Here is a 14,845-nt window from a genome sequence, read left to right on the forward strand (position 1 = left end):
TTTTTTCTTTGCAATTTATGTTCGATTTTAACAACAAAAATTAGCCTTTTTAGGAGTGTTATAAAAATTGAAAATAACTAAATTTTCTACTAATGTTTTATAACATTATTTTTTTTAAAGCAGCAATTATGTTGGCTTTTATCCTTTAATTCTTCTTATCTATATATAAATAGTTAAATGACACCAACATTTTTTATAATAATATAAAATAATATTACTATGAACCTAAAAAACCTATTTAAATTCAAATCGACGGAAATGCGGATTGCAGAGCGAACGCTAACTAAAATTAACCGTGAATGAGAAAAAATTAAAACCTTAAGTGATGATGAACTAAAAAATAAAACTAATGAGTTTCGTGATCGAATTCAAAAAGGTGAATCACTTGAGAGTCTCCGGCCAGAAGCGTTTGCTGTCTGCCGTGAAGCAACAAAACGGGTAATGAATAAAACGCCATATGATGTTCAAATGATTGGTGGTGTTTTACTTGACCTAGGTAGTGTAGCCGAAATGAAAACAGGGGAAGGTAAAACTATTACTTCGATTGCACCAATTTATCTTAACGCTCTTGATGGCGGGGGGGTTATTGTTTCAACCGTTAACGAATATCTTGCCGAACGTGACGCAACCGAAATGGGTGAAGTTTTTACATGATTAGGTTTAACTGTCGGAATTAATAAAGCAATGATGCCTGCTCATTTAAAACGTGAAGCATATGCCAAAGATATTACTTATAGTATCCACTCTGAACTTGGGTTTGATTATTTAAGAGATAATATGGTCCTTAATATCGAAGAAAAGGTTCAACGTGGTCTTAACTTTTGTTTAATTGATGAGGTTGATTCAATTTTAATCGATGAAGCAAAAACACCTTTAATCATTTCAGGGGGGCAAGGCGCAAGCTCTGATATGTATTTAGCGGCGGATCAATTCGTGCGTCTTTTAACTGAAGAAGACTATGAAATCGATGATGAATCTAAGGCGGTTGCTTTAACCCATCAAGGGATGGCAAAAGCTAACAAGTTTTACCACATTAAAAACTTGTTCGATATTGAAAACTCGGAAATTGTTCACCGCGTACAAAATGCTCTTCGTGCTCACAAAGTCATGTCAAATAATGTTGAGTATATTATTAGCTCAGAAAATAAAATTGAGCTTGTGGACGCTTTCACGGGACGGGTAATGGAAGGACGTGCATATTCAGAAGGACTCCAACAAGCGCTTCAAGCTAAAGAAATGCTTGAAATTGAGCCCGAAACTAAGACATTGGCTACCATTACATATCAAAACTTCTTCCGTATGTTTACTAAACTTTGTGGAATGACAGGGACTGCAAAAACCGAGGAACAAGAATTTATTGATATTTATAATATGCGTGTAAATTGCGTTCCTACCAACCGGCCTGTAATTCGCGAAGACGCTAAAGATGTAATTTTTGCAAATGCAAACGCAAAATGAAAAGCAATTGTTACCGAAATAAAAAGATTGTATGAGAAAAAACAACCAACTCTTGTTGGTACAGCGCAAATCGAAGATTCAGAACGTTTGCACGCTATGCTTGTGCGTGAAAACATTCCCCATACAGTTTTAAATGCTAAACAAAACAAATATGAAGCTGAAATTATTGCTCGTGCTGGTGAACTTGGCGCAATTACCATTGCTACCAATATGGCTGGTCGTGGTACAGATATTAAGCTTGCTGATGGTGCAGTTGAACTTGGTGGTCTTTATGTTTTAGGAACTGATAAAGCCGAATCAAGAAGAATTGATAACCAACTTCGGGGACGTAGTGGTCGTCAAGGTGATCCGGGTATTTCACGTTTCTTCCTATCATTAGAAGATAATTTAATCAAACGTTTTGCTCAAGCCGAAGCTTGAAAAAAAGGTTTTGAAAGTTATGGTGATAATGAAATTACTGATAAAACCGCTCATCTTTTATTTAATATGGCGCAAAAGAAAATCGAAGGTTTTAACTATGATAATCGGAAAATGGTTCTTAACTATGACGACGTTATCCGTCAACAACGTGATTTAATATACAATCAACGTGACATTATTATTTCGAGTGTTGAAGTTTTTGAAAAGAACCCAATCGTACATAGAATGATTATCAACACTTTTACAAGTATAATTAAGGGAACAAAATTCTTAATCCAAAATGGATCATTTGACTATGAAAAATTTGTAAGTTTTGTTAACGCTAACTTCTTATTCCATGTAAATGAAAAACTTGACTTGCAAAAAACTCTACACTTCCACCATTCGGACTTGAGTGATTACATTTGCGAATTTATGGATAAAGCGTATATAGAAGTAGCGCAAAAAGTTATCGCCAACTTCGATGCAAGATTACTTTTAAATACTGAAAAAAGAACAATTATTGAAATCCTTGACGCTAAATGACAAGACCATATCAATGCAATGGATAAACTCCGGAGCAACATTAACCTTGTTCAATACGCACAAAAAAATCCATATCAAATTTACACCGACCAAGGTTCACAAATGTTTGAGGAATTAATTAGAGATATTGCCTACAACACTGTTGCTACTTTGTTTAACAATAACCTTGCTCGGGAAATCGAATCACCTTATAAAGATGTTCCAGAGTTTGAAAAAATTAAAGCAACTCACCCATATACTGAACTGGGTAACTACTTTAAAATGGAAAAATGAATTAATATTTATAACTTATATTTAAACAAAAAACACGTATTAACTCAAACACGAATTGCGCAAAATAACCAAGAAAATTCAACAAAAAGTGTTGAATTAAGCAAAAAAGAGTTAGAGTTTTTAGACAATATTTTAACTGCTGAAGATCCCTTTAGATATGTCTTTGATTACGAACTTAAAGAAGAAAGGGAAAGGGATTTAAAACGCGCAAATGACAACAAATAACAAATTCAAATTAGTATCAAATTATAAGCCAAGCGGGGATCAGATTACTGCCATAAAATCTGTTGTAAACAATCTTAAAACTAATACAAAAGATCAAGTTTTAAAGGGTGTTACTGGAAGTGGAAAAACTTTTACAATGGCAAATATTATTGCTTCGCAAAACAAGCCAGCACTAATTATGTCGCACAACAAAACCCTAGCATCACAGCTTTATAATGATATTAAAAATTTCTTCCCAGAAAACAAGGTTGAGTACTACGTATCCAACTTTGAATTTTATATTCCTGAAGCATATAATCCTAAAACTCAAACTTACAATGATAAATCTTCAAGTGTTAACGAACAACTTGATGCAATGCGTATGTCAACAATTAGTTCGCTTTTAACTCGCAATGATACTATTGTTGTTGCTAGTGTTGCCTGCATTTACGGAACGCTCGATCCACGAGAGTACGGTAGCAATGTTTTTATGCTTAGCGTAGGACAAGAACTTAAAATCAAAAACCTTGCTGCTAATTTGGTAGCAGTTGGTTTTACCAGAAATAAGCTCGAGCAATCATTTGGTAGTTTTATTGTCAAGGGTGATATTATCGAAATAGTTCCAGGTCATGATAATAGTTTTTTAATTCAAATCAGTATGTTTGGTGACACTATTGAATCGATTAAAGAAATAGATATCACTACAAAAAACACTATCAAATCTTATAAGAACTATCGAATTTTTCCTGCTTCTTCATATACAGTACAAAAACCAAAAATCAAAGAAGTAATTGGTAAAATTGAACAAGAATTATTCAAAACTCACGAAAAATTCACTTCAGAAAACGAACTTATCAAGGCGCAAAGAATCGATGAGCGGACAAGAAAAGATCTTGAGGATATGTTAGAAACTGGGTTTTGTAAAGGAATGGAAAATTATTCCCGTTATTTTGATGGAAGACAACCAGGCGAAAAACCATATACCTTACTTGATTATTTTCCAAAAGATGCATTATTAATTATTGACGAATCCCATATTTCAATTGGCCAACTCAATGGTATGTATGGGGGCGACCACACAAGAAAACAAAATTTGGTTGATTTTGGATATCGCTTACCAAGCGCGCTGGACAATCGTCCTTTGCGATTTGAAGAATTTAATGAATATGACTTTAATAGAATTTATGTTTCGGCAACGCCACAAGAATATGAAATTGATAAGTCGCTTGGTGTTATGACAGAAATGGTTATTCGACCAACAGGACTTGTTGACCCAGAAATCAAAGTTCTTAAAACCAAAGACCAAATTCAAGTCATTTATGATGAACTAAAAAAACAAGAGGCTAATAATGAACGAACTTTTATTGTAACAACCACAATTAAAGCATCAGAGGAACTTGCTAGCTATCTTAGAAACAAAGGCTTAAAAGTTGAATATATGCATGGTGAACACGACGCTATTCAACGTCACGAAATTTTAAGAAAACTTCGTTTAGGTAAAATCGATACTGTTATCGGAATCAATTTATTAAAAGAAGGGATTGATATTCCTGAAGTTAGTTTAATTATTATCCTTGATGCTGACGCAACTTCCTTCACCAGAAGCACAACTAGTTTAATCCAAATCGTGGGTAGGGCAGCAAGAAATAAGAATGGACGCGTCATTATGTTCGCTGATAAAATAACAACTAATATTAAAGAATGTATGGCTGACAATAAGCGTAAACGTGAAATGCAATTAGCCTACAATCTTAAGCATAACATTGTACCCGAAACTATTATTAAGCCTATCGCACCATCATTAACAACTGCTGATATTTCTGAAGCCATCAAATTGGCTTCAAATATGAAACTTAAAAATGATAGTAAAGAGATTATTGATAATGCTATTAAAGAACTAAAAAAACGAATGGAACAAGCGGCCAAAAAACGTGATTATGAAACCGCAATGCTTTGCCGCGATCAAATTCTTGATTTAGGTGGAGAACTAGATTAAAAAATGTGTCTAATTTTAGATACATTTTTTATGCATTTTTCAACAAAAAACATTGATTTTTTCTTGAAATTTTAATTTTATTGATATTTGATTTTTTTGCCGTTTGTTCATTTAACAACATATCTAAGATATAATTTTTATGTAATTCGCTAAGGAGAAAAATGCCAGTAAACTATTCACTTTTTATTAGTAATATCGACAAATATTATGATCAACTACCAAATGCCACAGGCAAAAATGTATGTATTTTTACTTCGTTTCACATTGAAGAAGAAATGGGAAAAATTACTAAACAAGACATTTTTAATTTATGCCAAAAGCTAAAACAAAAAGGTTACAAAATTATTTCTGATGTCTCTGTTAAAAACTTAGAATTCTTTGGAGATGATTTTTTTGAGTACTTAAGTAAGAATAAACTTGTTGATTGATTCCGGATTGACTATGGTTTTACAATTGATGAATTAATTAAACTATCAAAACTAACCCCACTTTGTATTAATGGAACCGGGTTTAAAGTTTCTGATTTAGAAAAATATAAAAAACACAAAGTGAAGGTTATCGCAATGCATAACTATTATCCACGTCCAGAAACCGGCTTAGATTTAGCTTTCTTTAACGAAACCAATAAACAATTGCAAAAATTCGGAATAGATATTCTAGCTTTCATTAGTACTGATTTAGAAAAACGTGGTCCAATTTTTAAAGGATTACCAACAATTGAAGAATATCGCTACTTGCCACCTTATGTTGCTTATGTATTACTTACAGAAAATTCAAAAATTACCAACATCTTCGTTGGTGATGGCATTATTAGTCAAAAACAAAATGAATTAATCAATCAATATGATGAAAACCAAATAATAACTTTACCACTTGTAGATGTAAAGGACGAGAATCTATTGGATAAGGTTTTTACCATTCGCCATGATTCGCCCGCTACCTTACTTCGTCTAGCGGAAAGCAGAGTATTCTCACGTAAGGGCGTTGATATTGCTCCCGCAAACAATAATCAACCACGCCCTAAGGGCACAATTACTATTGACAACATTAAATACAGCCGTTATACCGGTGAAATGCAAATCACCAAAAGCGATTATCCCGCCGATGATAAGGTTAATGTAATTGCAAAAATCCAACCTGAATACATTAAACTTTTAGATGTTGTTACCAGGGATCGAAAAGTACGATTTATAAAAGAGGTCGAATAATGAAAAATGTTTGTGTTGATATTGGAGGTACTAACATCCGAATAGCCCTTTTCGAAAATGATAAAATAGTCGCAAAAGAAAAATATCCCATTAGTCATAAAGATTATAAGATTGCAATGAATCAAATCATTGCCTTTTGTGAAAAATATAACGCACTGAAATTAGCGATTTGTTTTCCAGGTATCGCCGATTATGATACGGGCACAATTTTAAAAGCTACAAATCTTCCAGAATGAGAAAACATTAGCCTAAAATCATACCTTTATAATAATTCTAAAATTACTGAAATAATTTGCACAAGAGATAGCAGCGCAATGGCGCTTGCAAACCATTTTTATTTCAAACAAAATATAAATAATATTACGCAGTTTTTTACAATTAGTACTGGGTTTGGCGCCGGACTAATTATGAATAACAAAATTTATGAAGGGGCAAATAAAAAGGCACAAATTGTCTATAAGGCACCTTGATCATCGGTTGATGGAATTACCGAAATTGGTAAAATTTGTTCGGGTAATGGAATGTCTAATTATGCAAAATATCTTGACCAAAACTGAACTAGTAAAGAAATATTTAACAATTACAAATCACTTCCAATCGCAAAACAAATCATCAATTACGCTATAGAAGCCCTTAGTAAAGCTATCTGTTCAAGCGCTGTTCTAATTAATCCTAATTTATTTGTTTTTGGTGGTGCAATTGCTCGTGAAAATAAATGATTTATTGATGCGGCAATTAATAAAGCAAAATCGTTTTTAGACCCAGTTAACTATCAAAATGTAAACTTTAAAACTGAAGAACTAAATGACGATTCTGCTTTAATTGGCCTTAATCATTTATTAAATAAATAAATGCAAATCTTTAACTTCCTGTCGTTTTGGTATAATAAAAACGTAGATTGGAAGGAATGGCCAACAACGCTAAATTATATTTCAAATATATAATCAAAACAACTTTTATGTACCTAGCAATTATTTTAATTGCTGTTTTTCTTTTTCATTTAATATTAAGCGCTTTTCTAATAAGCAATGTAAATATACTTGACAGCCTTAAATATATCGGAAATTTATTTATCAGAAATTATGGATTTATCAATATTAATTCAGTAATTTCCGTTGAAAAGTTGTATTTTTCGTATTTCAAATTTTCGATGATTTTAATAAATATTTCATTTTTAATAAGTTTTTTTATTTCTTTTCTAATTGCATATGCACTTGCAAAGAATACAAATAATATAGCCGCCAATACTTTCAATATTTTAGTTTTTATTTTTAGTTCAATCCCAATCTTTATTCTTGGTCCTATTGCGATAGGTTTTGCTTCAAAAGTTAACTTACCCATTATGTATATCGAGTCATATTACGGAAGTATCTTCAACACAATGGTTTCGCTCTTGTTACCAATTTTAATTTTAGTAATTACCATTCTACCTTTAGGAATAAGTATCAACTACCAAATTCTAAATAAAATAATTATTGGCGACTATTATAAAATGGCAAAAGCCAATGGCGCGAACAATATGCAGTTATTTGTAAAAGTAATCCTTAAAAACTGAGTGATCGAATATTTTGAAAAAGTAATATATATTTACATTTATTTACTTAGCTACTCGATGATCATTGAACGTTTCTTTTACATACCAGGGCAATCATTCCTATTCCAATACCTTGGAAATCCCGAATACTTTGCTCTATTAATGTATTCAATTCTTTTAAATATTGTAATTATTTCCCTCATAAAAGCATTAGCTGAATTAATCATTTTTATTTGTGAACCACAGAAACAATACTACAATATTATTAATTGAAAGGTAATATGCAAAAAATTAAAAATGTTGAGAAAAGCCTAATGCACTTGGCAACAAAAAAAGCCACAGTACATGACCAAGTTATTCCCATTAGTCAGACAAAAAGATACTGACTAAGATTTTTTACTAACAAAACATTACTTGTTTCTCTCATCATTTTCTTAATCTGCTTTGCCTTTATTATTCTTTCTTTTTTCTTATATCGCGCTAATCCCAATGAACCAATAAACAACGCTTACGAAATGATTAGAGAATTGCCTAGTGAATTATCACCTTTCAAAACCAAACAGCTTACTCAAGGTGACGAACTTAATTTGTTTAATGAACTCGCAAAAAATTATAAAGATTTCGTCTTTATTGAAAAAGTTCCTAAAACCAATCTTTGAAACGTAGCCTACAATGCTTACGAACTTACAAATGATGGTTCAATTGTCCACATTCTTGGAACAAATGCTAGCGGAATTGATATCTTCGCTCGTATTATTCACACCGAATTATCAATGTTATTGCTGACCTTATTCGCGACAACAATTGCGCTGTTTATCTCAACATTATTAGGAATAGGCGTAGCCACTTTACTTCGTAAACAACTTAGCAAATTCATTTACAATTTATTCGGTACATTTGCCATTATCCCTTACTTACTCCTGTCAGTTATCTTATTTCTAATATTTAAAAATAGTTTCATCAACGCCTTATTAATTTTTTCTAGCCTAAGTACAATTGTTTTATTTACCAATGCGTACAATAAAACAATTTGACTTTTAAATCAAGAATTCACTAATGCTGATATTGCTGCAGGTTTTAGTAAATGAAACCTTATGACAAAATCGTTTTTCAAATATGTTTTCAATACTCAATTAATTCTTGTTATTGAACATTTTTCATTAATTTTTATGTCATACAGTGCAATTTCAATTTTTAGCATTGATACGGATCACAATTTATTAATTGGTACAACTATTAAGGAGGCACTTGATTTAATCAATACAAACCCTTGATATTTAATAACAATTTTAATTATTACAACAACATTTACATTTAGTTTTAAATTTATTGCTGTAGGGTTGAATAAGACTTATGATCCACAAGGAGAAAATAATGCGCAAAAGTAAATTAATTTGAATAATCAGCCCCATTATACTTCTTCCTTTTGTAACTTCGTGTAGTAGCAAATTCGTGGCTAAAGATATTTATATAATCGAAAAAAACGAAAGTAACCCAAACTATAACAAACCAATGATTTCGACGGGTGAGTTTGCTTATCGTGATTCACTTCATGACTCGCTAACAGGAAATTATTTAATGCGTTACAAATATATTGGTACTTCAAAATACGATTCTCTGAACCGATATTTTTCTTCAGTTTCAGCTAAATATTTAACATTTGGTCTAGTTAAAAAAATTAATATTTATGATGGCACAAATACATTTGAATTTAATGCTGATGATGATAAACAATGAAGTGACGTAGATCCAGTCGAAAAGCATTTAATTAAAAAAGATAGTACAGCAGGTTATTTAAATTCGACTTATAAATTAGATTCGAAGAATGATAACTCAATAAATTCTAAGAAGTTTCTTGAAAGTCTAAAAATAGCAAAAAGAATCGATTTTGTTTTAAAAGATAATTTATATTATTTCGACTATTTAGGAAACAAAACTAACAAAAAAATTTTAGGTACACACTTTTACAATTCTTTAGAAGCTAGTAAATTAACAAATAAACAGTTAAACTATTTAAAATTGGTTGGATTTAAAAACTCGATTCTTGATAAAAAAAACTTTAATGCTACATCTTTTTCATTTGAGTTGGAAAACGTCACAAACCCCGAAATGTTCTTAAACGAACTAATAAATAACAAAGCATTTTCGGCTATTTTTCAACAAAAAAACAAGAAAAACATTGAATTATCTGAAATTTTGTATGCCGGTTCTTATGCGATGAAGACTAACGACTTAAATCGAATCGAATATGTTTCAATTAATAATGATTCGAAAATTAAAAAAGTAATTATTAAATATAACTCAGCCGGTGAAATCGATTTACAAACACATCGAATTCATTTGCTAAATGCTTATGAACAAGGGTTAATTACATCACAAAAAATCAATATTTTCGACAACTTCCAACAACAAGATTTGCTTTACAAAAATGATGCTGGTACACATAAATTAAACATTATTAAAACACAAAATGACCAATCAAAAATATTATTGTTTAGTGATAACCCTAATTTTAAAAACGCCACCTTTAACAATAATTATGCCGTTATGATGTATGGTAAAAATTATCAAAATCATATTGACTATGATAATTTTTACAACAAAACTGGCCTTATTTTCCGTAATAACATCACACAAATTATTAATAAATTTACCCTAACATACACTTATAATAAGACGCAATATTATGATAATTTCATTAATCCTGAAGCATTAATTTCTAATAATAAAAATAGTAATTACACCAACATAAAATCCGCCATTGCTCACATTGATAAAAATAAATTATTAATTTTTGAAAATGAAAAAACAATCCAGGATGAAGAATATTTTTCTGAAGAAAATCGTAAACATTATTATTCTGAAGGTGCTGTTAAAGATATATATGCTCAATTTAAATCACAAAAATATGAAGAAATCAAAAAAAGCATCAACAACCTACTAAACCACGTCTTTACAAGTAACAAATGAAACGATTCACAAATCATTAAATTTGACATACCTCTTTTACAAAGTATTGACCAAAAATACATCTCTATTCTTAATGAGCTTCTTAACGATATTGATCAACGTATGAAAATTAATGTAAAGGTTGAAAAGAATCCAGAAAATCTTGTTAAAATGGGCTATAACTTGTTTAATTCAAATGACAAAAACACCATTTCTTATTTAAGTTCGCTTCTTACATCAAAACAAAATAATTTATTTTTAAATCTTCTCCATCTAGATAACGAAATAAATAAAAACTTTAATCACCTTAATACATTTAAAGAATATTTATTCAAAAAATTAAATCTTCCAGATACTGGACCAACCGGTCTAGAACAACTAAATATTGATGAAATCTTTGCGCAAATTTCCGCTAAAAACAAAGCAAAAGAAATTAGTATTTTAATGGAGTCAACTGTCATCGCATTCCATAATGAAAATTCGTATTATGATATAATTCTTTTGATTAATGATATAAAAAATTCTTATGCTGCACCTTATAGAATTGATCATCAAATAAATCTTGAATTATTTAATTATGAATTGATTCAACCATATTTATTGAAACCTACAAGAGATGATGAACTTGTATATTTTGAAGATATAAAAATTTTGTAGATAGGAATGATGAAGAAAAGATCATTGTTTACCATTTTGCCAATTTTTGTTTTACCAGTTGTAACAATCAGTTGTAACAGCTCTTTTAATTTTAAACAAAATCAAAAAATTTTAATTTTCAATTCAAGACAGCATGATTTTCGTGAAATATTTACACAAAAGCAGCTTCAAATTTTGAATAAATATATTCCTCTTTTTTCAAATGGTAATCTTCTAAATGTTGAAGTGTTAGACGATAATATTAAAATTAACGACAATTTGTATTCGTATAAAGGACGAAAACCGTATGTTTTAAACTTTGCCAAGAAAAACGATTTTGAATATATTCAAGTTTCAAAAAGGGGGACAACAAAACACTTTGATTACAATATGATTTTCGAGGACTTAGAGTATATCTTCGATGACGATATTAAACATATTAATTCATGACCAAGCATTTCAGGAATTTTCAATAAAATCTGTTCAATTTCATTACACGATGCTTGAAATATGATAATCCCCAACTTTATTACACCCACTTGAATACGGGCTAAAGCATGAATTAAAAACACAGAACAAATTAGTTATTGGGAAGATTTGATTCTATTCTACTTAAGTAATTTTGACTTTGGCGATCTGCCAAAAATTAATCGTGTTAAAATTACGCCCGTTGAAGCTATCGAAAAAAATATTGTAGATAGTGATGGTTGTAATATTTATAAAAATGCACCAATTATTCAACTCGATTTCTTAGATAATAATGGTGTTTCATTACTAGATAACACTATCAGAGATAACAAATATATTATTGGAAAGAAATCTCACAATGGTGCAGAATTTTTACTTGAAGATAATGATGAAAATCGAGCAAATTATATTAGCATATTTAAGAACTATAATTCAAAAAATGATTATCTCACGACTCTTAATATTATGGATGATGAGATTCTTTTTAATGAGTATGTTAACACAAACTTTTACGCAGATTCAACATTATTAAAATTAAATGATGAAATGTTTATCAAAAATAATTATTACGAAAGTTATGTTAGTCCCGGCAATGATTATGAATTAGTAACAGCAAGAAGTTTTTTATGATTTTTAGAAAATAAAAAAGATGGTTTTTATATTGATGTACCCGAGTTTCGACGTCATATTGATAAGGAATACAAAATTAAAAGTAAGAAAATTCATAATAAAGATAATAAAAAAGATAATAAAAATAAAGAAAATAAAAAAGATAATAAAAATAAAGAAAATAAAAAAGATAATATATATTTGAATTATTCACTTAATTTAATTGAATTGGAAATAGAAGTGACAAAACAAAACAATGAAAAACCAAAAACTTATAAATGATATTCAATTGATATTAATAACCATTATCATGATTTCAATAGTTATAAAACAACACTTGATTTTGATTTTTATGCACCGCCTGAAAATAAGTATGGATGAAACCCTACCTTTGCTAAAAATAATCCGCAAAAAGATTATCCAATAACCAAATTCATAACACCTGATGAGTTTTACGAAAAACTACTTTTAAAATTAATGTCGGTACAAATCTATAAATTCGCCAATAATTTGAAGGTGTTTGATGGTGAAATCATGGCTAACTATGAAGCGTATAAAATCACCAAAAATAAAAAACCAATCGAACTCTTAAAATCATATTTGGGCCTTGATATTTTTAAATATTTAATTAGCAAATCAACAAACAAAGACGATTTATTACACGATATAAAAATAGAATTTAAAGGCGTTTCAAAAACAAAACCAGGTACAATTGAATTAAAAGTTGATTTCCTTGATTCGCAAGGAAAATCAATGCTTTCGCTTGAAAATAGAGAAAAAGTGATCGAATGGAATGGCTTCAAAGGTAGTGATAATACTCACCGATTATCACAAACCTCTGCGAAATTTTCGCTGCCATTCTTACTAGAAAACAAGAATAAAAATTTCAAAGAAGAAAATATTTTAGACTTTTTTGAATGGAAGGAATAAAATGAAAAAAATAACATTTTTAATACCACTTACAATTACTACAATTCCTCTTTGCGTCACTTCGTGCGGTTTTCTAGGAGGAGAAGTTCCAAAACATGAATGAACAAGAAAAGAAGTCGAACCAGTAATTACTAAATACAAAGACCCTGTTAAAAACCTATCAGTTAAAAACATCGTTCTCGAGTCACTAAAAGTTGCATGAAAAGAATCTTACTCAAAAGAACGAATTAAAAATCTTATTATTAGTGAATTTGAGGATGTTAACAAATTACTAGCAACAGAAAAAGATCAAGATAAACTAAATGAAAGCTTTCTAAAAATATTTAATCGTTATCTAAGAATTAGTTTGACCGCAACTTGATTGCATCAAGGATGAGAATCGGATGGTAAATCAAACGATATCCACAGAGAAATTACAAATGATATTTTTCAAGAACAACGCTACATCAATTCTTTCAAATTCTTTATCACGGAAACAAATGGTAAATTTATTCGCTTTGAAGATAATAAATTAATTTTTAACTTTACAATTGCTTCCTTGATCGCTGATGGTGACACCACTCTTCCATTTAAAGAACCACTTTACTTTTATAACGGACCACTTGAAATGGAGATGTGATAATGAATGCATTATACAAAGCAATCAATGGACAAATTCATAATCAAAATCTAACATTCTTTATTTTTGGTCTCATTGTTTCGCTCGCCTTAATCAGTATTCCAATTTTAGTAGCAATTTTTGCTCCACTAATTATTAAAAAACCACAAAAACAACTTTCGATTTATATCTACGCTTTTGTAACAGGAATGTTTTTAATTTTGGGGAGTTTTGGCTACTTGCGTGAAGCAATTGAAATCACTAGTAAAGGTTATAATTTAGCTTCTTCCCAAAATCAGATCTATCTAGGAAATATTCTAATTGTCTTTGGTGGCGCTTTACTTGGTGTGGTAATTGCCTTTTACATTAAGTTAATTGTTTGATGAGTTATTAAACGTAAGACACATCTACAAAACTCAGTTTTTGTTCATGTGCATGGTGTAGGCCACCACGATGGCGAAGAAGAACATACCCACGTGCACGATAATGTTATTTTTAATAAAAATGACATTGTTGAATTACCAAAAGCACAAGAACAAAATAGCAAAAATAAGTGAACTGCCCTAATTCTTTTGCTTGGCCACAGAATTCCTGAAGGTCTTTTAATTGGTCTTAGTTTATACCGTTTGATGATGGGATACCAAAACGCCGCTATTTCAGTTGCATTCTTTATTTCATTTGTTTTACACACGGTTCCTGAAGAAATTATCTTTTTCTACCGCCAAAGAGAAATGGGAATTAAACCGATTGTTGCCGTTTTTAATTCTATTGGCGCAATTGCCTTACTTATCCCCTTTATTTTTATCGGAATATACTCAGCTGAATATATTATGAACGAGCCATTTATTCAAGCATTTATTATGGCAACAGTAGGAAGTATTATGCTTTTTACTGCACTGATTGAATTTTTACCTGAATTCTACCACCACAAAATGAACAAAAAACTATGATTGACAACAATCGCCTTACTTTTTGTTGGAATTCTCTTTACAATCTTAATTCTTTGTTTCCATGTTCACGGACAAATTAGATAACAC

General features: G+C 30.3%; 11 protein-coding genes. 10 read left to right on the forward strand and 1 reads right to left on the reverse strand.

Going from position 1 to position 14,845, the window contains the following annotated elements:
* Nucleotides 1–219: 219 nt before the first annotated feature.
* From secA to NPA09_RS02715, 4 genes are all read left to right on the forward strand, one after another.
* The gene (gene secA, locus NPA09_RS02700) at nt 220–2,901 is read left to right on the forward strand and encodes a preprotein translocase subunit SecA (protein ID WP_129723096.1); all 2,682 of its coding nucleotides are present in this window, start codon (nt 220–222) and stop codon (nt 2,899–2,901) included.
* Nucleotides 2,888–4,876 (forward strand): excinuclease ABC subunit UvrB, encoded by a 1,989-nt coding sequence (uvrB, locus tag NPA09_RS02705; protein WP_129723094.1) that lies wholly within the window; start codon nt 2,888–2,890, stop codon nt 4,874–4,876. The genes secA and uvrB overlap by 14 nt, the downstream gene beginning before the upstream one ends.
* Before the next feature lie 161 nt (nt 4,877–5,037).
* On the forward strand, nt 5,038–6,084 hold the full coding sequence (locus NPA09_RS02710; protein ID WP_129723092.1) for a MupG family TIM beta-alpha barrel fold protein: 1,047 nt from the start codon (nt 5,038–5,040) through the stop codon (nt 6,082–6,084).
* A complete protein-coding gene (locus NPA09_RS02715) occupies nt 6,084–6,935 on the forward strand; it encodes an ROK family protein (RefSeq protein ID WP_129723090.1) in 852 nt (283 codons plus the stop codon). The genes NPA09_RS02710 and NPA09_RS02715 overlap by 1 nt, the downstream gene beginning before the upstream one ends.
* 229 nt (nt 6,936–7,164) lie before the next feature.
* Here the strand turns inward: NPA09_RS02715 and NPA09_RS02720 are convergent, their stop codons facing one another.
* A complete protein-coding gene (locus NPA09_RS02720) occupies nt 7,165–7,425 on the reverse strand; it encodes a hypothetical protein (protein WP_256541816.1) in 261 nt (86 codons plus the stop codon).
* Between the two features lies 1 nt (nt 7,426).
* Here NPA09_RS02720 and NPA09_RS02725 point away from each other — a divergent pair, with 1 nt between their 5' ends.
* The 6 genes from NPA09_RS02725 to NPA09_RS02750 are packed head-to-tail and all read left to right on the forward strand — an operon-like array spanning nt 7,427 to nt 14,842.
* On the forward strand, nt 7,427–7,933 hold the full coding sequence (locus NPA09_RS02725; RefSeq protein ID WP_256541817.1) for an ABC transporter permease subunit: 507 nt from the start codon (nt 7,427–7,429) through the stop codon (nt 7,931–7,933).
* Nucleotides 7,900–9,006 carry an ABC transporter permease subunit gene (locus NPA09_RS02730; protein WP_129723086.1) on the forward strand — a complete coding sequence of 369 codons (1,107 nt, stop codon included), beginning with the start codon at nt 7,900–7,902 and terminating at the stop codon, nt 9,004–9,006. Before NPA09_RS02725 ends, NPA09_RS02730 begins: the two co-directional genes overlap by 34 nt.
* Nucleotides 8,993–11,224, forward strand: coding sequence for an OppA family ABC transporter substrate-binding lipoprotein (locus NPA09_RS02735; protein ID WP_129723084.1), 2,232 nt, complete (start codon nt 8,993–8,995; stop codon nt 11,222–11,224). The genes NPA09_RS02730 and NPA09_RS02735 overlap by 14 nt, the downstream gene beginning before the upstream one ends.
* A 6-nt stretch (nt 11,225–11,230) precedes the next feature.
* On the forward strand, nt 11,231–13,210 hold the full coding sequence (locus NPA09_RS02740) for an MAG3240 family lipoprotein (protein ID WP_129723082.1): 1,980 nt from the start codon (nt 11,231–11,233) through the stop codon (nt 13,208–13,210).
* Nucleotide 13,211: 1 nt separating this feature from the next.
* On the forward strand, nt 13,212–13,832 hold the full coding sequence (locus NPA09_RS02745; RefSeq protein WP_129723080.1) for a hypothetical protein: 621 nt from the start codon (nt 13,212–13,214) through the stop codon (nt 13,830–13,832).
* Entirely contained in the window at nt 13,832–14,842 is a 1,011-nt protein-coding gene (locus NPA09_RS02750) for a ZIP family metal transporter (RefSeq protein WP_129723078.1), read from the forward strand. The genes NPA09_RS02745 and NPA09_RS02750 overlap by 1 nt, the downstream gene beginning before the upstream one ends.
* Nucleotides 14,843–14,845 lie beyond the last annotated feature (3 nt).

Source organism: Mycoplasmopsis equigenitalium (assembly GCF_024498255.1).
GTDB classification, from domain to species: Bacteria; Bacillota_I; Bacilli_A; order Mycoplasmatales; family Metamycoplasmataceae; genus Mycoplasma_H; species Mycoplasma_H equigenitalium.